Source organism: Phormidium sp. CCY1219 (assembly GCF_055795085.1).
Window position 1 is genome coordinate 1 of sequence record NZ_JAYFEQ010000437.1, and the last position, 19119, is coordinate 19119.

Here is a 19119-nt window from a genome sequence, read left to right on the forward strand (position 1 = left end):
TCCCCGGATGAGGTGAAAGTCTCAAGTCCGGTTTTGAAGACGAGTAGTTCTGGTGACGGAATTGCTTAGTTTAACTATTGTGATAACCCAATCTGATAATTGCGGGGATTAATCTATTATAATAACGGCTAAATAACGGGTTTGTCAAGTGTAAGATTTTGATAAGTTTTGGGGTTGGACAGCGATCGCGCTGCCAACCGGGATGAGTGGGGCGACAAAAACAAAACAAACCTGTAAAGTAATGGGTGAACAAACCTACAGTCATCCGCGATCGCACAGTAGCGCCAACCCAGACGAGGCGATGCCGAGCTGGGGAAAGACTATTTGAAAACAATCGCGAGATGGCGCGTAAAATTATCTAAACTCCTCGCTTAGCTGGCATAAGGATTATGACTTTGCAACTGGAACCTTCTAACACTGTCATTACAGTCACTTCATCCAACTTATTTCTGCGTCATCGCCTCAAAGTGGTGGAAGACTTATGGGAGTCGGTGCTGAAGACAGAATGCGGACAAGACCTGGTAGATTTACTGGGGCAACTGAGATCGATGTATTCTGAAGAGGGACAAGCGCCGAACTTTGCTCAATCACCGGTGCTCAAGCTCGTCGAGCAGCTCGATCTCAACGATGCGATTCGAGCCACCCGGGCATTTGCGCTGTACTTCCAACTGATCAACATAGTCGAACAGCACTACGAACAGCGCGATCGGCTCAAAAGCGGAGGGGTAACGGCGAATGCACTCAGCCAAGACTCCCTCGTCTATTCTTCTGATTCCTCCATCGTGCGACGACGAGATTTAGCCAATTTCACCGCATTATTTCCCAAATTAAAACAATTAAACGTTCCGCCACAGCATATCCAGAGACTCATGGAGCATCTGGATATTCGCTTGGTCTTTACCGCCCACCCCACGGAAATCGTCCGTCATACCCTGCGAACCAAGCAACGGCGGATTGCCAAAATCCTGCAACAACTCGACCTGGTAGAAGAAACCCTCCCAGAAGACACCGCACAGATGTCCTGGGAAGCGCAATCCCTCCTCGAACAGCTAACCGAAGAAATTCGCCTGTGGTGGCGCACCGACGAACTGCATCAATTCAAACCCACGGTGCTCGACGAAGTGGACTATACCTTGCACTACTTCAAAGAAGTGCTCTTCGATGCGGTACCCCAACTGCACCAAAGGCTGAAACGCTCTTTGCAAACTTCATTTCCCTACCTGCAACCGCCGCGCAATAACTTCTGCAAATTTGGCTCCTGGGTAGGAGCCGATCGCGACGGAAACCCCTATTGCACCCCCGGAGTCACCTGGAAAACTGCCTGCTACCAGCGCCAGTTAATCTTAGACAAATACATTAACTCCGTACAGCATCTGACCCAATTGCTCTCCCTGTCCCTGCACTGGAGTGAAGTCTTGCCAGAATTGCTCGAATCTCTGGAACAAGACCGCTTGCAAATGCCCGAGATTTACGAAAATCTGGCCATTCGCTATCGTCAAGAACCCTATCGCTTAAAACTCGCCTACATCCTGCATCGGCTGGAAAACACCTGCGATCGCAATCACCGTCTTTACCAAGACTCCGACTGGAATCGCCACCTCAGCGATCTGAGCAACGCTCCCATCTACAACTCCGGAGACGAATTTCTCGCCGAGTTGCGCCTAATTCAACGCAACCTCGCCGCCACCGGGTTAAGCTGTAGCGACCTCGACACCCTGATCTGCCAAGTGGAGATTTATGGCTTCACCCTCGCCCATCTGGATCTGCGTCAAGAATCCTCCCACCACAGCGACACCATCAACGAAATCGTCGAATACCTGCAAATTCTCCCCAAATCCTACAACGAACTCTCGGAAAGCGAGCGCACCGAGTGGCTGCTGCAAGAACTGCAAACCCGCCGCCCGTTAATTCCCGTAGAACTCCCCTTCTCGGAAAAAACCTGCGAAATCTTTCAAACCTTCCAGATGCTGCGGGCATTGCAGGCAGAATTTGGCCTGGAAATCTGCCAAACCTACATCATCAGCATGAGCCACGAAGTCAGCGACTTGCTAGAAGTGTTCCTGCTGGCTAAAGAAGCGGGTCTCTATGACCCCGCCACGGGCATCAGCACCGTTTATGTGGTTCCCTTGTTTGAAACCGTGGAAGACCTGAAGCGCGCACCCTCGGTGATGCAGCAACTGTTTGAGTTGCCCCTCTATCGCGCCCTGCTGGCGGGTGGCTACGCGAACGAAACCCCCGCATCCAGCAAGGAAGCGTCTTCCCCCAATATCTCTAATCTCAAATCCCGCATCCACCCCCCGAAATTGCAAGAAGTGATGTTGGGCTATTCCGATAGCAATAAGGATTCTGGGTTCCTCAGCAGTAACTGGGAAATTCACAAGGCGCAAAAAGCACTCCAGCGCCTCGCAGAACCTTATGATATCGTCGTGAGAATCTTTCACGGACGCGGCGGATCCGTGGGCCGTGGCGGCGGTCCGGCTTATGAAGCCATTCTGGCTCAGCCGACGCGCAGTATCAACGGGCGGATTAAAATTACCGAACAAGGAGAAGTGCTCGCCAGTAAGTACACCTTGCCTGAGTTGGCGCTCTATAATTTGGAAACCATCGCCACCGCTGTGGTGCAAAGCAGTTTGCTCGGATCCGGCTTTGACGATATCGAAGCCTGGAACGAAATCATGGAGGAGCTTTCTACAGCCTCGCGCGCCCATTACCGCGCCTTGATCTACGAACAACCCGATTTTATCGACTTCTTCCACGAAGTCACTCCCATCGATGAAATCAGCAAGCTGCAAATCTCTTCGCGCCCCGCAAGGCGCAAAACTGGCAAGCGAGATTTAGGCTCTCTGCGCGCTATTCCTTGGGTGTTTAGCTGGACCCAATCTCGCTTCCTGTTGCCCGCCTGGTACGGCGTCGGTACCGCCCTGCAAGAGTTTTTGCAACAAGAACCGGAGGAACATCTCAAGCTGCTGCGGTATTTCTACCTCAAATGGCCGTTTTTCCGCATGGCGATCTCGAAGGTGGAAATGACGCTTTCTAAGGTGGATTTGGAAATCGCTCACCACTACGTGCGCGAACTAACTCAACCGGAAAACCGCGATCGCTTTCAAGCTCTGTTCGAGCAAATTACCACTGAATTCAATCTCACCCGGGAGTTGGTTCTCAACATTACCGAACACCAACGTCTGTTAGATGGCGACCCGGACCTACAGCGATCGGTTCAGCTTCGCAATGCTACGATTATTCCTCTCGGTTTGTTGCAGGTCTCTCTGCTCAAACGCCTGCGGGAACATCAAAATTATTCCGCTTCTGGCACGATTCACTCCCGTTACAGCAAGGGCGAATTGCTACGCGGCGCTTTGTTAACCATTAACGGGATCGCCGCCGGCATGCGAAATACCGGTTGATGCAGGTATTGAGGGAGCGATCGCTCCCTCAATTCGGTCATGGGTCATTTGTTATTGGTCATGGGTCATGGGTTATTGGTCATTGGTCGTTGGCTGTAAATTCTTCAGTTTTAATTCTTAATTCAAAATTGCTCAATTCGCAATTCTGACTTATTCTATGTCTAAGACGCGGATGTTAACTTGCACCTTTATCGCCCTGGCTTCTGGATTAGTGGGTTCGGTGGTGGGGTGGCAAATTAATTGGGTGGCGCATACCCATCAATGCCGAAATCAACCCGAAGGGTGGTTAAATACCTTTTGCCAAGCCCGACAAGCGCCTGGGGCGTTGTGGAAAGGCACCACGGGTAGTGTGTCGGGGTTGTGGACCGGGATGGTTTTGGGGGCATTTATCGCCGGGGTGGTCACGCGGGAGGATCGAGGAGACGCCAGGGCGATCGAGGCTCCAGACGCACAGAAGCTCTCAGCAACGCAGTTTCAGCAGTGGATCGCGGCAATTTCTCAAAAGGAGTCGCCCCCTCCCACCCTCACTGAGACCCAGGCGCGTCATCTGTTGCAGCAACTCGGTTTTTCCGCAAAAGCGATCGAATCCGCCCGGGAAGAATTGAGAATTGAGAATTGAGAATTCTCAATTCCTCGAGGAGGGATCTTCAGCTTCTTCGCGATCCTGTTGGGCAATGACCCGTTCTTGATCTGCCATTGCTCTGCGATGAGACTGTTCCCCCTCCCAATCAGCACAGCGTTCGTCCAAATCAGCGAGCAAGGGTAAGCGACCGTACAAAATCAGAGTATCGTGAGGACGGATGCAGGTATCTGCTTTTGGTGCGCCCACATAGCGATCGTTGTGGCGATGAATTCCGAGAACCGTGATTCCTTCCTTATCCAGATTCAACTCATCCAAACGCCGAGAAGCCAACCAATCTTGCGGTTTTACGGTCAATTGCGTTACCGTGTACTCGCCACACAGATGTAGCAAACTGGCATAATCGCGCACCTCAAGGCGAGTCCAGCGCTGTAGTGCCCAATGAATCACCCGAGACAGATAGCGGTCCACCCATTCACTGGTAGCGATGCACCACAAGCCAAACAGCCCGATGCTCAGTATCAGGAAGCGAAACAACCACTGACTCGGACCGACAGTGTTCACAAATGTCAGCATCAGGGATGAAATCGTGGTGACAATTCCCACATTGCCTAGCAGCATCAAAAACATGACGATTCGGCGTCGGACCGGGTGAGTGACGATGTTTTCGGCTTCATCGGTGGTAAAACCGGCACCGGTAAATGCAGAACGCGCCTGGAATCTTGCCGATTCGCGGGATAAACCGGTCAGAGTCAGGGCAACAGTGGCAATGCGGTTAATCAGTAGAGATAAACTCATCACAATTAACAATGAAACCAGCGCTGCCAATGCTTTACCTCCGCTTGTGGACTGTCTTGGGGATGAGTTGATTTTAACAGGGGAGGTGGAGGGGAAAAAAGAACCCGGGGGTAAGGTCAGGGTTAGCTTAGTGGGGTGGGGAAGCGATCGCCGCAAAATGAACCCTCTATTTTCACTAAACCCTAACATGCAGGCGATCGGCTATGATTCGTTTGCGATTGAGGTAATTATCATAAATAATAAGGGTCGATCGCCCATTAGGGAGAGCAAGGGAACCCCCTCGAGTTTCAGGTAGAGTCCGGAAACTCTACAGCTATGACTAGCCCTGGTTTACCAAACCTACGGCTATCCTGGAGGAACCCGACCCGCCAGCCAAGCACCGATTTCACGGCGCTTCACTTGCTTGTTGACATCCCACGGATACAGCCTGCTTACACCGCGAGACAACCAGATATGTACAGTATCACTCAACTGCTGATTTCCGACTTCGTTGAAAAACTGCGGTCAGGGTACCACCGCATGTACGGGGGACTCAAGCCCGATTACGCAGATATCCTAGCCTGGGCGGGAGGTATGGCATTAGAAAATATTGCCAACAGCGACGCCCTTTACCATAATGTCGAGCATACGATATTAGTCACCCTAGTGGGGCAAGAAATTTTGCGGGGAAAACACATCCGCGAGGGCGGCGTTTCCTGCGAAGATTGGTTGCATTTCACCATTTCATTATTGTGCCACGATATTGGCTACGTTAAAGGCGTGTGCCGCCAGGACCGCGATGGATGGTATGCCACGGGAATTGATGGAACGATGGTGTCTGTGCGTCCCGGTTTGACCGATGCCAGTTTGACGCCCTATCACGTCGATCGCGGCAAACTATTTATTGAAGAACGCTTTGGCGGTCACAAATTGATTAATGCCGAGGAAATCAAGCAAAATATCGAGCTAACTCGGTTCCCGGTTCCCGCTGCCGCCGATCATCAAGATACCATCAATTATCCCGGTTTGGTGCGCGCCGCCGATCTGATCGGTCAACTCAGCGATCCCCGCTATTTAAAGAAAGTAGCGGGGTTATTTTATGAGTTTGAAGAAACGGGTTTTAATCAAAAGGTCGGCTATAAAGATCCGGGGGATTTACGCAAAAATTACCCGCAGTTTTATTGGGGTGTGGTTTATCAATATATCCAGGATGCTTTGGGTTATTTAGAATTAACTCAGCAAGGAAAGCAAATTATTGCCAATCTCTACGCGAATGTGTTTGTTGTGGAACACGAACCCGCAAAGAAGGAGCCGTAAAGGGTCAATTTCATCTCTGTGGTTTAGGGGCAAGGGTCAAAATTTCTTGACTTTTGCCTCTATTTGTGTTTTGCTTGAGGGTTGAGGATAAAGGTGGGAGTGGGTTCGAGGGAGACTCGAAGGGCGCGCCCAAACCTCTCCTTTTGTTCCCTTGCCTTTGGGTGACGGAACAGCCACAATCGAACGGGTAGTTTTTTCGGCGGGAGTGACGCTAAATGTATGGAAATGTGATGGATGCAGTTCGAGGAGAACTGCGGCAGATTTTGCAGGAGGGGGATGTTTTTTCCGGGGGAGAAGGCGAAGTCAAAGAGCTGCGATCGCGCCTTATCCGGATTAACGCGCCTCGCGAACGGGTGATTATTTATCCCCGACAAAATTATAATATCTTCGCTTGCCTGTTCGCCACCTTATCGGCGATCGCCGGCCATATTGACCCGCCCGGTTTGTCTCATTATCTCCCCGGAAATCCCCCCAACTCGCAAACCCTGCAAGGGAGATATGCAGCTTCCAAAACCCTCAGACAATCCCTTGGGGGCGATCCACTACAAGACATTGCCCAAACCCTGCAAGCATCCCCCAATAACGGTACGGCGATTTTAACCCTTGGCGATCGCAATTGCGCCACCCACACCTGCTTGCACTTTCTGACTCGCGCGGGCAAACTCCATCTCAACGTCATCTTACCCGCCGCTCAAATTCTATCTGATTTTGCCGAATTTGAAACGTTTAAATGGAGCGTTTTACAAGAAATTATCGCCCGGTGGACGAATACCAAACTCGGCGAATGTTCCTATTTTATCGCCGCATTTCAGGCAGCGTCAACCGAGTTAAGAATGGGGAAAAGCCTGCTGAAAAATACCCCAGAAAAAACGCTTTATCAGTTTGGCATTGCCCCTGCCGAGTTGAGCGCTTCTCGGTCAGCCTTTGACCAAATGATGTGGCGCTGGATCGAAATAGAATCGGGGATGCGTCAAGGAGAAAATGGGCTAGAAACGGCTATCGATTGCTTGGCAGATGAATTTATTAAAACCAGCTTGCAATTGCTTTATGTTTACAATCGCTATCGGCATGGAGAATCGGTAGAAGAGATTGCCAAGCGGATAGAAAAGTGGCCAAACAGTGATTTAAAAGTGGCGGCGATCGCCTATTTTGCCGAAGAATTCAATCGCCGCGATTTTATCACCTTGTCGGAGAAAGAAAGCGAATACTTTGACAACCTGTGGGGCGAGAAAAAATCCGCTCATGCATATTCATTTTCCGAGATTTACCAGGTTCTCAGCATCCTGCACTACAAGAAAACCCTCGTTTACAAAAATAGCTGGAAAAAGCACGGCGAAGCATTAGGGGTATTTGCCGGCATTTCGCGAAAATACGACCGCTTGGAAACGATTTTTACCGAAAACGTAAAACCCACCGCCGATGAATCGATTCTCGATACATTTGCCGATTTAGCGGTTTATTCCACCAAGTATTTAACTTACCTTGCGGAACATTATCCGGCGATGTTTGAGGAATTTGTCCGTCAATATCCCCCTGTCGAACCGCTAGAAAATTACTGGCACAATGAGGGGTTCGACCCCGTGGCAAAAATCCTGATTCGCTGCTATGAATCCGCGCCCCAATTGCAGGAGATATCCAGTTACCGGGCCTGTTTTGAGGCGATACAGGAGAAGTACAAGGAACTCGAAGAGATATTTGTGCAAGGGGATTGGAAAGTTGCCGATCCGCGCAAATGCAGTTTGTCGGCGGAGTTAGGGATGGTTTCGGTGCATTATTTGGTCTTGGCATCGAGACAGGAACCGGAAAGGGTGGAGAAGTTTGCCCGGGCGATCGAGAATCTCTAATCTGGATTCGAGGTAAAGAGGCGATGCATCGCGTTTCTACTTGCCTCTGAATGGTATGGTAGTTTAGGAGTTATTTTTGTTTTGTCAAACACCATGACAGCAATCGGTAAGGCCAAAAAATTTGAGTACAATGCCCTTTATAAGCCTAACCAGTTAATTTGTGGTCGAGGTCAAACCGCCATGATTACCGGATGGACAGTGAAACAGGCGATCGCCAAACAGTTAGACCCCCACGAATATGCTGTCATCGGTCAACTGTACTCCCCCACACGCGGCATCAGCTTGCTTATCCGCAATCTATTAGCCAATCCCCACGTCCGCTATCTCGTCGCACTCAACGCTACCAAAGAAGACCGCAACGCTGGCGGTTGTCAGTGCCTTATCGACTTTTTCCGCAATGGATTTACCAAAGGAAAAACCGATACCGGGCGGGATTGTTGGACGATAAATTCTCCCATCCCCGGTTATATAGATATCGAGATTCCGGTTCAGGTTTTAGAACAATTGCGTAGTGCCATTAAATGGAAAGAAGCCTCAAACATCGCTGAAGCGATATCTGAGGCGAAGAATTTTGCGTCAAAACCAGCAGAACCTTGGAGCAAACCGTTAGAATTTCCAATGGCCACAGTCACACCTACGGTATTGCCTGGACCTCGTTATGGTCATCGAATCGAAGGCAAAACGATTGCCGAAACCTGGGTGAAAATCATTCATCGCATCAAAACCACCGGCACTATTCGGCCTACCGGTTACGATGGCAAATGGCAAGAATTAATCGACCTGATGGCGGTAGTAACCGACGAACCCCCCGAGTTTTATTTTCCCGACCCGAATTATTTACCCATCGACCGCGAGTTCCTGAAAGAATACGTTTCCCAAATATTAGATGATGCTCCCTACGCAGAAGGCGTAAAATATACCTACGGCCAGCGCTTACGAAGCTGGTTTGGGAAAGACCAGGTTGAGCAAGTCATAGAAAAACTCATCGGAGAAATTGATGCGGCTAGTGGCGTAATGTCCCTTTGGGATGTGCGCGACCACGACATGGGAGGCAGTCCGTGCTTAAATCATATTTGGGTGCGGGTAGTGGAAAATGAGTTATCCCTGACGGCAGTTTTTAGAAGTAACGATATGTTTTCCGCTTGGCCTGCTAATGCGATGGGGTTGAGAGCATTGCAGCAGCATATCCGCAATGCGATCGCCAAACGTTCCGAGTACGATTTAAAGATGGGACCGTTGATGACCCTGAGTCAAAGCGCCCATATTTATGACGATACCTGGGACAATGCAGATAAGCTGATTAAATCGCAATATGCTAAAATATGTCAGCAAAGAGATTATGCCGACGAGTCCGGTAATTTTGCGATTAGCGTGAAAGAAGGCGAGATTATCGTAGAACATACAACCCCTGGTTCTGGAGAAGTGGTTAATTGCTATTGCGGCTTCTCGGCGGGGCAGCTTTCTCGGCAAATCGCAGCAGATTGTCCCACGCTGCAAGTGGAACACGCGCTGTATTTGGGAAGCGAGTTGCAAAAGGCAGAGGTAGCTCGATTGATGAAAAACGATAGGCTTTACGAACAAGACAAACCTTTAAAGAAAACGCCTAATTTGTAATGCCGCCGAGGATTTTTTAAATGACAGTTGTAAGCGAACGAGAGTTAATCGGCCAACTGGGTAACGGTCATTGCCGAAATTCAATTTAATGACTATAAGGATGCCTTAGACTAGCTTCAACCCTATTTAGAACAGTGGAAATTAAGCCGTTCTACCCAGGCTCATCCAAATCGGTTATCCTCTACCTAACGGATGGATTTTTGCCTCAGTGGAATGTTAGCATTAAGAAAGAAGAATTGCCAGAATAATAATTAATGAAACTAGAAGAAATCCGACCAACATGGGATGAATATTTTCTGATGTTGGCGAAATTAGCGGCTACGCGATCGACTTGTCTCGCCTTTCCCGTTGGTGCGGTTATCGTGAAAAATAAACAAGTTGTAGCCACTGGTTATAATGGGTCGCCGAGTGGTTCGGCGCATTGTACGGCGCAGGGTTATTGCTATCCGGGGTTGAGTAGTTGCGATACGAGCAAAACTATGCCCTCCCGGGCAGTTCATGCGGAAGCCAATGCGATCGCCCAAGCGGCAAAACACGGCATTTCTACCGAAGGGGCCAGCATTTACGTCACCCTCGAACCTTGTCTGTCTTGCTTGAAATTAATCATTTCTGCGGGCATTAACGAGGTGTTTTACGAAACCACTTTTAACAGTGGCAATAGCATTCTAGTGCGAGATTCCTTTATCCAAGATGGGTTGGTGACGCTCAAACAAATTCACCTATCGGAGGCGATCGCCGAAAAAGCAGCCACTTTTCTGCTCAATCCTACCTCCATTGCTCGAAATGCTCAACTCAAATAACCCAGATTCCCTGCTTGGCAGTGAGAAAAGCTAGCATGGCAGTGAACTTTTCTCCTGTTCGCCGATAATGGGTGAGAAATCGGCAGCATTCCGCTTTCGATTCCTTCAGCAAACGAACTCCGCGATGAGAGGTTATCCTGATTGAATCAAAAGGGGCGGTTATGGGATGCGGTAAGCGCGATCGGTATGGTGGCGACGGTGGGCTTTAAATTGGAATGTCGATAATAAATTCCGTCCCTTCTCCCGGTTGAGAAATACACTGCAACTGCCCGCCATGTTGTTCGGTGACAATTTGATAGCTAATTGACAATCCCAGTCCAGTACCTTGACCTACGGGTTTGGTGGTAAAGAAGGGGTCAAATATTTTCTGGCGAAGGCTTTCGCTCATTCCACATCCATTATCGGCAATCCGAATCCTCACCGTTTGCGCCTCTCCCATTTCGGTAGTAATGCGAATTTCAGGAGACTTGCTGCAATCAGGCGAACTGAGAACGTCGATCGCATTGGTAATAACGTGCAGAAATACCTGATTGAGTTGACTGGCGTAGCAGTTGACCAAGGGAAGTGGCTCGTAGTTTTTGACAATGGCAATTTCGGGGCAGTCACGTTTAGGCTTGAGGCGATGTTGCAATACCAAGAAAGTATTCTCCAAGCCTTCGTGGATATCTACTTGCTTCTTTTCCGCTTCTTGGATGCGAGAGAAATTCCGCAAACCCAGAATAATTTTTTTAATGCGATCGCTCCCGGTTTGCATGGAATTTAACAGATTCGCCAAATCATTCCCCAAAAATTCTAGGTCAATCTCTTCCTGTTTGTCTTGAATCGTCTTACTGGAGTGAGGAGATTCTCCTTCGTAGAGGGCGAGCAAGTCGAGTAAATCGTGAAAATATTCGCGAGCGTGAGTGATATTCCCCGCGATAAAATTGATGGGATTATTAATTTCGTGGGCAATCCCCGCCATCATTTGTCCCAAACCCGACATCTTTTCCATTTGGATTAACTGAGCTTGAGTTTGCTGCAATTGGCGAAGGGTTTTTTGCAACTGTTGGTTATTGTCTTGCAGTTGTTGGGTTCTTTGTTGGACTAAGACTTCTAGGTTATGGCTGTACTCTTCTAAACGCTGGTAAAGTCGAGCATTTTCGATCGAGATAGCCGCTTGGCTGGTGATGAGATTGAGGACTTCGATGCGCTCTGGCGTGAAGGCCCCTACAGTGAGGTGATTTTCCAGATAAAGAATGCCGATAAATTTTCCCTGGTTGAGGATGGGAATGCAAACCAGACTTTTTGGGGGCTGTTCAATCAGGTATGGATCGGCGCTGAAGGTTGTGTCTCGGTCGAGATTATTGACCAGCAGGCTTTTTTGTGTCTGTTTGACGGTGTTAATGATACTCGTTGGGAAATGGTGAGATGGGTTGTGTAAGGGCGTAGAGAGATGGCAGTTACTGCGATCGCATTGGGCGGCGACTTCCCAATCCCCGCCGTTATTTAATACTAAAACTCCCTTGCTGGCTCCCGCATTTTCCAGGACGATCTTCATTAATTTCGAGAGCAAGGTTTCCAGTTCAATTTCTTCGGAAATTGCTTGAGACGTTGCGATCGCAGCGGTGAGGTCGAAGAAAGCACTGGTGGTAGTAACAGTTCCCAAACTTTGGCTAGAGATGCGCGGATTGCTGGTATTGAGATCCCGGGATTGTTGCAGGATAGAAGTGAGGAGTTGGGGATATTTCTCTTCGAGGTGATGGGTTTTGGCTAAACTTCCCCAACGGGCATAACAATAGTAAGCTTCCGTCATATAGCCTGCGGCAACTTTTTGTTTGCCCCAATTGAGGTAAAATTTGGCAGCAAGTTCGTTGGCGAGAGCTTCCTCTTGCAGATAGCCGTTGGCTTTCGCGCCGGCGATCGCGCGATCGTAAAGTTCGATAGCTGTCGCCTTCTCTCCGAACACTCGTGCTTTTTCAGCTTCTACCAGATCGGATTTATGCTGACAATTCATCGGGCCATACTCTGCCCATTTTTTCAGCTTGTCCCCCTCGAAGGCGACTCGTGCCAGTGTTTCTTGTCGGCTTTCCTCATCCGTGGCATTTGCGTAACAATCGAGAAAGGTTAACGCCTTAAAAAACCTGTAGAATACTTCCGGCGGATACCCCACTAAGACATCTATATACTTTTCCCCTTCGGCAAATAACAAGGCGGCGCGATCGCTGTGTTCCCACAAATACGCTAACGTGGGCTTAATCCAATACAACGTGCCCAACGCTAGCATATCATTTTCTTGTTGGTGAATGGGATGGGAAACGCTTTCGTTATAAATTTCGCCGTTTAATTTCCAAGGCTGCCCACCTTTTTGCTGCAAGTTTTCAACGGCTTGTCCAAAAATTTTGATATGGGTTAAAGCAGAGGTTTGTTTGATTTCTTTTAACCTCAAACTGTAGGTTGAAATGTCTGCACTGAGTTCTGCAAGTTCTTTGCCGACGTGATAGGAGTAGGAGCAGTAAAATGCCGCTCCATAACCTGCGATTTCTAGCTCGCCACTCTCCAATGCCTTGACATAAATTTCTTTCAGATGAGGTAAAAGGTGGTTGAGATTTTCTCGCCAATGCTCGATGCCAAAATAAACGATGAGGAGCGTTTTCGCCTCTATCGGTCTCGCATTCAGTTTAGACAAAGCCGATAGAGCGAGCTGTTTGAATTGAAAGCCAGCGTCCAAGTCGTCCAAAATGCTACATTCGATCCGACCGTAATTGGCGTAAGCAAAAGCGGATGTTGGTGCATGACCGTATTGCAGCGATAGAGTCACTTGTTTGATAATGGTAAGCAACCAAAGCTGGATATTGTAAGCATAAGTAATCGCATAGAGACTGTAGAGAATCCGAACGATCGCTTGGGCTTGGGGGTCGGTCATCAGCGGGAGATTGACTAAATCTGCGATCGCGCTTTCCCCTAACTTACCCTTGATTTCCGACCAACCTTGTTGTAGCTCTTCTTCTGTCGGGTTTTCCGGGAGATGGACTCCCAAGGACTTGAGTACATCTAATCCCAGTTGAGTGCCTTCCGATAATCGATTTTGGGCAAAATAGGATTGAATCTGGACTTGATAAATGGAGATAGCTTCTAGGGAACTGTTCGTATTGGCCAGAATAATTTTTGCCAGTTCTTCCACCGCTTCAAAATCGCCGTTGAGATACGCCAATTCAGCAGACTCTTGGGACAGTTCTAGGGTCAGTGAATGGGAATTTTGCCACCCTTGCAAACCCAGCAGTTCTCGGCCAATATTGGCATAGTTCCAAGCGGCTTGATAAGCGGCTGAAGTTTTGGCTTTCCGAGTGGCGATCGCATTATAACGAGCGATTTCTTTTTTTTCGTTTTGCTCTTTAACACCTTCGAGTCCCGCATTGAATTGAGCAACCAGCTTAAAAATATTGGCTTCCAGTTCCCCAGGCGGCGTATGAGTTGCCAACAAGCGACCGATTTTTAGATGGGTAGACTGCTGAAGCTCTGGAGAAATTAGAGCATAAGCAGCTTGCTGGACGCGATCGTGGAGAAATCGATACTCCGAGTTGCTAGTTTCCCCTTGGAAGTTGTCGGGATTGTCTCCTAGGTAAAACTTGTAGGTTTCGCCCTCAGGAAAAATCAATCCCTCGGCTAAGGCTTCCCATAAATCGACGGCGGTTTCTTCTGGAGAGTTTTCCGCCACGATTGCTAATTCTTTCAGGGAAAACTCATTGCCAATGCAAGCTGCAAGTTTTAACACCTCTTGGGTTCTGGGGGAGAGTTTTTGCAGGCGTGCCATCATAAATTCCACCACATCAGTGGTGAGCGCCAGTTGGCGCACTTGTCCCAAGTTACATTGCCAATATCCCACCGTCGGTTCAAACGCAATGCAGCTTTCCTCATATAATCGGAGCAAGAACTGAGTGGTAAAAAAGGGATTTCCCTGGGTTTTTTGATACACCAACCGGGAGAGTGGCGCGGCGATCGCAGTGGAACACAACAAGGTATCGGCAATCAACCGAGTAATATTCTCCTCACTCAAAGCACCCAGAGTTAAGGTATTAACAACTGCACCTTTTTTCTCAAGTTCTTCCAGGGTCAGCATCAGCGGATGAGCGGGAAATACCTCGTTATCCCGATAGGCTCCTAAAATGAGCAAATAACTCGCTTCTGACTCCTCCATTAATAACTTCAGCAGCTTCGAGGAGGCCAAATCCGCCCACTGCAAGTCATCCAAAAAAATAACCAGGGGGTGTTCTTTTTTGGCAAACAGACGCACGAACTTGCCAAAGAGCAAGTTAAAGCGGTTTTGAGCGGCACTGCCCGACAGTTCGGGGGCAGGGGCTTGTTGCCCGATGATGGCTTCTAACTCGGGAATTACATCGATGAGAACTTGGCCGTTTGCTCCGACTTCATCCAGGATTTTTGCTTTCCAAATAGCCAGTTGTGCATCGGAAGAACCGAGCAACTGCCGCATCAAATCTCGGAAAGCTTGCACGAAAGCCGAGAAAGGAATATTGCGATTGAGTTGGTCGAATTTCCCCTTGATAAAGTAGCCGCGTTGCTTGACAATGGGTTTGTGAACTTCATTCACCACAGCGGTTTTGCCAATCCCAGAAAATCCGGCAACGAGCATCATCTCCGTTGCACCGTTGGCGACGCGATCGAAGGCATCTAGCAGGGTTTGGACTTCGGCTTCCCGTCCGTAGAGTTTTTCGGGAATCACGAAGCGATCGCATCGATCTCGTTTTCCTAGCTCAAACGGCGTAATTTCTCCGGTGGCTTCTAATTGTTGCAGACAGCGTTCTAGATCCTGTTTTAAACCCAATGCACTCTGATAGCGATTTTCGGCATTCTTTGCCATCAATTTAAGGACGATCGCTTGCAGCATTTCGGGAATTTCAGTATTTTTGGAAAATTGCACCCCTTGGGCAATGTGGCAATGCACCAACTCCATCGGATCGTCGGTGGTAAAGGGCACTTCTGCGGTTAGCAGTTCGAAAAAGGTCACGCCAAGGGAATAAAAATCGGTACGGTAGTCGATTCCTCGGTTCATGCGCCCGGTTTGTTCCGGGGAAATGTAAGCCAGGGTTCCTTCCAACAGGTTGGGGTTGAGGAGTTGCTGTTGTTCTTTGGGCAGCAAGCTGGAGATGCTGAAGTCGATCGCTTTGACTTGGCGGGTTTGGGGATGGATGACGAGATTCGCCGGTTTGATATCTTTGTGGATGATGCGCTTTTGCGTCAGATAATGCAGTGCTTCTGCCAGTTGGATGCCAAGGGTAAGAAATTCGGCGAGAGAACGGTTTGACTGCTGCCAGTAGTCGGATAGGGCGATCGCCCCATCATCGGGCATCACCAAAACGTAGCCATTTTCGTAGCGTTCTAATGCTAAAGGGCGCAGGATCCCGGGGTGGTCCAGATTGCGGATGATGATATATTGGTTGCGAAACTGAACTAGCTCTTTAAAGTTGGGGTGGGGGTTTCGCAGAACTTTGAGGATGACGGGTTGGCGATCGCTGTCTCGAATGCCTCGATACACGAGGGTGCGACTCCCGGCATAAATAAGGGTGGTTTCTCGATAGCCAGCTAAATTGAGTCTCGTCATCACGAATCAGGGTAATCCATTCGGTAAACTTTTCTGTACCTAGGTCCGCATTGCCCAGATTTCCCCATTCTATCTTTCCTTTTTCGGATTCGCCTGGATTTTTTTATGTTTTTTTGGGATTTGGTGACAAAATATTACCACAATTATTCACTAAAAATCCAAGAAGACATAGAAATTATTGATATTCTACCAATTAAAGGTCTTTCTTTATCAGTTTAGACCGGAATGAGTTAAGGCGGGTAAAATTGCGCTATAAACCCCCGAAACAAGACAATTCGCAATTGATAAAAAAAGCCATTGTAGAGAATCAATCCCCTTGGGAAGAGGGTTCGGATGATTTTCAGTTTTCGGCAGCAGTGGCAGAGTTTGGCATGGTGTTGCGAAATACGCCCCATCGGGGAAATGCCAGTTTTGATGAAGCCTTGCGGTGAGCTTCGTCAGGGAAGGGCGTAGATTTAGCCGGATATCGCAGTGAGTTTATTCGGTTAGTGAAAGAGGCAGATGCGACGCGAAAAATGAAGAATGAAGAATTGGTCATTGGTCATTAACCAATAACCAATGACCAAGGACAAATGACCAATTCTTTACGGTCGATGACTGCGACGAATTTCGGTGATTTGGTCGGCTTTTTCCAAAATCGAAGGCAGCATGTGGGGACCGGTTAAGATGATATCCACGTGAACCGGGCGTTTTTCGAGAAATTCGAGGACTTCAGATTCGGGAATTAAGCCGAAATTAATCGCTAAACTTAATTCATCGAGGACCACGAGGGAGTATTTGCCCTCCAAGACAACTTTTTGGGTGTAGTCCCATAGTTGCTGCACGGAGGTGGTCTCAATTTCGTCGAGTTCCGGGGTATCGATGCAGCGGGGCAAGTCGCAACGGATCCAATCTAAGTTTTGCCCGAGTTGGACGGGTGCTTCTGGTCCCTGTCCGAGACCTCCTTTGAGGAACTGTACCACGAGTACGGGGGTTCCCTGTCCGGAAATTCGCAACGCCTGCGCCATAACGCTGGTAAAAAAGTTGCGCTGGGTGCTGGTGAAGACTTGAATCAGCCCTTCAACGATGTAGTGTGGGCGACATGGGGTATCGAGAGTGGGACTTTCTAGCTGTGCGATCATAGGGAAACCTGTAGTGATTGATGAATCTGATGGTAGATCTACTTAACGCAAAAGTAGTGGGTTTGGCAACAAACTGTTACCAATATTTAGCGTAGTTTATCGAACTGTTGCGAAATAAAACGCTATATGTACAAAATGTACGATATGGAAGCCAGGGTGGGGGCTGGGAAAGGATCCAGTTGATTTTCTCGTCGAGTGGGAGATTGGGGCGCGAGGGTGATAGAGTCAAGAGTGGGTCAAATTAGGAGTTTGTTGCCGTGAGATTGGTCATTCTAGGCGGACCTGGGGCCGGGAAAGGAACGCAGGCGGCAAGATTGTGCAGCCATCTGGAGATTCCCTGGATTTCCACTGGGGAAATCCTGCGCCAGGCGATCGCCGCTCAAACCGAATTAGGCAAACAGGCACAGCCTTATCTGGACAAAGGCGAACTGGTGCCGGATCCGACCATGATCGAGTTCATTCACCAACGGCTAACTCAACCTGATGCGGCGTCTGGATGGTTGCTCGATGGCTATCCGCGCACGGCATTTCAGGCGGAAGAACTGGATTTTGAGCTGGAAAAGTTGGGTCAACAGCTCGATCGCGCCATTTGGTTGAAGGTGTCGTCAGAGGAATTAATGCGGCGATCGATTCTGCGGGGTCAAAGCGAGGCCCACGGATCCCGTCCCGATGACGAACCGGAAATTATCCGCCGCCGGATCCAGTTATTTGAGGAACGCACCACCCCTCTGCTGGATTATTACGACTATGGCGATCGCTTGCTCACCATCAATGGCGATCCCCCGCCTGACGAAGTGCATGAAGCCATTTTAAGCCAGCTCATGCAGACCCTAGCGGATAAATAATCCCCCTCCTCGGAAGGGTGAATTTGACCTCATCCACCACGAACAACTCTCAACTCTCAATCGACAATGTGGCAGCGTCCTGACGGAAGAAACCCCTCTCAACTGCGTCCGATAAGTTTTGAAAAAGATTTTACGCGCTTCGCCGCGAGTTCGGTTCTGACTCGCTGCGGCGATACGCAAGTGCTGTGTACGGTAACGGTGAACCCTGGGGTGCCGCGATTTTTAGAAGACTCGGGCCAAGGATGGTTGACGGCGGAATACCGAATGCTACCGGGGGCCACGCCGCAACGCCAAGCGCGAGAATTGATGAAACTCTCGGGACGAACCCAGGAAATTCAGCGCTTGATCGGGCGCAGTTTGCGGGCGTCGTTGGATTTAGAGGGGTTGGGAGAACGGACTATTATCGTGGATGCTGACGTGCTGCAAGCGGATGCTGGAACCCGCACCACTTCGATTACTGGCGGGTTTGTAGCCTTGGCATTGGCGATGGAAAAGCTGGTGCACTCGGGAGAGTTAGCGCGATCGCCCATTCGTCACCAAGTGGCGGCGGTTTCTGTGGGTCTTTTGGAAGGCGAACCGATGCTGGATTTAAACTATCGCGAAGATGTGGCTGCCGAGATTGATTTTAATGTGGTAATGACTGAGAAAAAGGAAATTATCGAGATGCAAGGTACTGCGGAATCGGGCAGTTTTAGCCGCTCTCAATTGAATGGGATTTTAGATGTGGCGGAAAAAGGAATTGGGGAGTTGTTAGCGGCGCAACGTCAAGAAATTGCAAGCGCAAAATCAGCGGTTTGAGGGGTAGGGCGTGGGAGATGGGTTTCTGAGTGAGAAGGCGATGGGAGAGTCGCTTTGCTCGCGCATTGAGTAGGAGAAAACTGGATGGCGATCGCGCCCAAGCTGAGGGATGAATATGCCGAAATTGCCTTTAAATCAGCCGCTACCCATCGAACTTCCCGAGCCAATATTGGCGGAGTTTTGCCGGGGAATTAGGCGATCGCGCAATATGCTAACATGGGAATCAACCCCAATACCCGTTACGATTTGTGGTGTAGAGTGTCAGCACCCCGCTCTAAAGAGACGGGGCTTCTAGGCTCTGACTTTAGGTAGCTGACCAGCCTAAGCCCTACGAGGGCTACGTTCAGAGCAAGAGTTAAATTCCCCTCCATAGAGGTGCGTGCCAGCTTCAAGCTCTAGAACCGAATTGTTAAACACTCCTAC

The 19119-nt window shown here is 49.1% G+C and carries 12 protein-coding genes; 9 read left to right on the forward strand and 3 right to left on the reverse strand.

Features of this window, described 5'->3' with window-relative positions; translation table 11 throughout:
• The first annotated feature begins 389 nt into the window (after nucleotides 1-389).
• Both ppc and AC0QH1_RS10215 read left to right on the forward strand, forming a co-directional pair.
• Nucleotides 390-3404: a phosphoenolpyruvate carboxylase gene (gene ppc / locus AC0QH1_RS10210; RefSeq protein ID WP_324630980.1), complete on the forward strand. Its 3015-nt coding sequence runs from the start codon at nucleotides 390-392 to the stop codon at nucleotides 3402-3404.
• Nucleotides 3405-3561: 157 nt separating this feature from the next.
• Complete coding sequence (locus AC0QH1_RS10215) at nucleotides 3562-4023, forward strand: hypothetical protein (protein WP_324630981.1); 462 nt, start codon at nucleotides 3562-3564, stop codon at nucleotides 4021-4023.
• A 6-nt stretch (nucleotides 4024-4029) separates the two neighbouring features.
• Here the strand turns inward: AC0QH1_RS10215 and AC0QH1_RS10220 are convergent, their stop codons facing one another.
• Complete coding sequence (locus tag AC0QH1_RS10220; protein ID WP_324630982.1) at nucleotides 4030-4782, reverse strand: TrkA C-terminal domain-containing protein; 753 nt, start codon at nucleotides 4780-4782, stop codon at nucleotides 4030-4032.
• Nucleotides 4783-5235: 453 nt separating this feature from the next.
• Here AC0QH1_RS10220 and AC0QH1_RS10225 point away from each other — a divergent pair, with 453 nt between their 5' ends.
• From AC0QH1_RS10225 to AC0QH1_RS10240, 4 genes are all read left to right on the forward strand, one after another.
• Nucleotides 5236-6078, forward strand: a complete 843-nt coding sequence (locus AC0QH1_RS10225; protein ID WP_324630983.1) for an Npun_R2479 family HD domain-containing metalloprotein — start codon at nucleotides 5236-5238, stop codon at nucleotides 6076-6078.
• A gap of 230 nt (nucleotides 6079-6308) precedes the next feature.
• Nucleotides 6309-7922, forward strand: coding sequence for a hypothetical protein (locus tag AC0QH1_RS10230; protein ID WP_324630984.1), 1614 nt, complete (start codon nucleotides 6309-6311; stop codon nucleotides 7920-7922).
• A 93-nt stretch (nucleotides 7923-8015) separates the two neighbouring features.
• Nucleotides 8016-9536 (forward strand): thymidylate synthase, encoded by a 1521-nt coding sequence (locus AC0QH1_RS10235; protein WP_324630985.1) that lies wholly within the window; start codon nucleotides 8016-8018, stop codon nucleotides 9534-9536.
• A gap of 254 nt (nucleotides 9537-9790) precedes the next feature.
• On the forward strand, nucleotides 9791-10336 hold the full coding sequence (locus AC0QH1_RS10240) for a deoxycytidylate deaminase (protein WP_324630986.1): 546 nt from the start codon (nucleotides 9791-9793) through the stop codon (nucleotides 10334-10336).
• 205 nt (nucleotides 10337-10541) lie between these two features.
• Here AC0QH1_RS10240 and AC0QH1_RS10245 read toward each other — a convergent pair whose 3' ends face one another.
• Entirely contained in the window at nucleotides 10542-15932 is a 5391-nt protein-coding gene (locus AC0QH1_RS10245) for a trifunctional serine/threonine-protein kinase/ATP-binding protein/sensor histidine kinase (RefSeq protein WP_324630987.1), read from the reverse strand.
• 209 nt (nucleotides 15933-16141) lie between these two features.
• Here AC0QH1_RS10245 and AC0QH1_RS10250 point away from each other — a divergent pair, with 209 nt between their 5' ends.
• Nucleotides 16142-16363, forward strand: a complete 222-nt coding sequence (locus tag AC0QH1_RS10250; protein ID WP_324630991.1) for a YfbK domain-containing protein — start codon at nucleotides 16142-16144, stop codon at nucleotides 16361-16363.
• 153 nt (nucleotides 16364-16516) lie between these two features.
• Here AC0QH1_RS10250 and AC0QH1_RS10255 read toward each other — a convergent pair whose 3' ends face one another.
• The gene (locus AC0QH1_RS10255; protein ID WP_324630988.1) at nucleotides 16517-17053 is read right to left on the reverse strand and encodes a P-loop NTPase family protein; all 537 of its coding nucleotides are present in this window, start codon (nucleotides 17051-17053) and stop codon (nucleotides 16517-16519) included.
• Between the two features lie 257 nt (nucleotides 17054-17310).
• On the opposite strand from AC0QH1_RS10255, the gene AC0QH1_RS10260 reads away from it, so the two are divergent.
• Both AC0QH1_RS10260 and rph read left to right on the forward strand, forming a co-directional pair.
• Nucleotides 17311-17898: an adenylate kinase gene (locus tag AC0QH1_RS10260; RefSeq protein ID WP_324630989.1), complete on the forward strand. Its 588-nt coding sequence runs from the start codon at nucleotides 17311-17313 to the stop codon at nucleotides 17896-17898.
• A 66-nt stretch (nucleotides 17899-17964) separates the two neighbouring features.
• Nucleotides 17965-18696, forward strand: a complete 732-nt coding sequence (gene rph / locus AC0QH1_RS10265; RefSeq protein ID WP_324630990.1) for a ribonuclease PH — start codon at nucleotides 17965-17967, stop codon at nucleotides 18694-18696.
• The last annotated feature ends 423 nt before the right edge of the window (nucleotides 18697-19119 follow it).

What these genes read in the sequence shown, in the direction of transcription:
- AC0QH1_RS10225 (WP_324630983.1), top strand. Translation starts at nt 5,236, where the DNA reads ATGTACAGTATCACTCAACTGCTGATTTCCGACTTCGTTGAAAAACTG.
- AC0QH1_RS10255 (WP_324630988.1), bottom strand. Translation starts at nt 17,053, where the DNA reads ATGATCGCACAGCTAGAAAGTCCCACTCTCGATACCCCATGTCGCCCA.
- AC0QH1_RS10235 (WP_324630985.1), top strand. Translation starts at nt 8,016, where the DNA reads ATGACAGCAATCGGTAAGGCCAAAAAATTTGAGTACAATGCCCTTTAT.
- rph (WP_324630990.1), top strand. Translation starts at nt 17,965, where the DNA reads ATGTGGCAGCGTCCTGACGGAAGAAACCCCTCTCAACTGCGTCCGATA.
- AC0QH1_RS10220 (WP_324630982.1), bottom strand. Translation starts at nt 4,782, where the DNA reads ATGAGTTTATCTCTACTGATTAACCGCATTGCCACTGTTGCCCTGACT.
- AC0QH1_RS10245 (WP_324630987.1), bottom strand. Translation starts at nt 15,932, where the DNA reads ATGACGAGACTCAATTTAGCTGGCTATCGAGAAACCACCCTTATTTAT.
- ppc (WP_324630980.1), top strand. Translation starts at nt 390, where the DNA reads ATGACTTTGCAACTGGAACCTTCTAACACTGTCATTACAGTCACTTCA.
- AC0QH1_RS10230 (WP_324630984.1), top strand. Translation starts at nt 6,309, where the DNA reads ATGGATGCAGTTCGAGGAGAACTGCGGCAGATTTTGCAGGAGGGGGAT.
- AC0QH1_RS10240 (WP_324630986.1), top strand. Translation starts at nt 9,791, where the DNA reads ATGAAACTAGAAGAAATCCGACCAACATGGGATGAATATTTTCTGATG.
- AC0QH1_RS10215 (WP_324630981.1), top strand. Translation starts at nt 3,562, where the DNA reads ATGTCTAAGACGCGGATGTTAACTTGCACCTTTATCGCCCTGGCTTCT.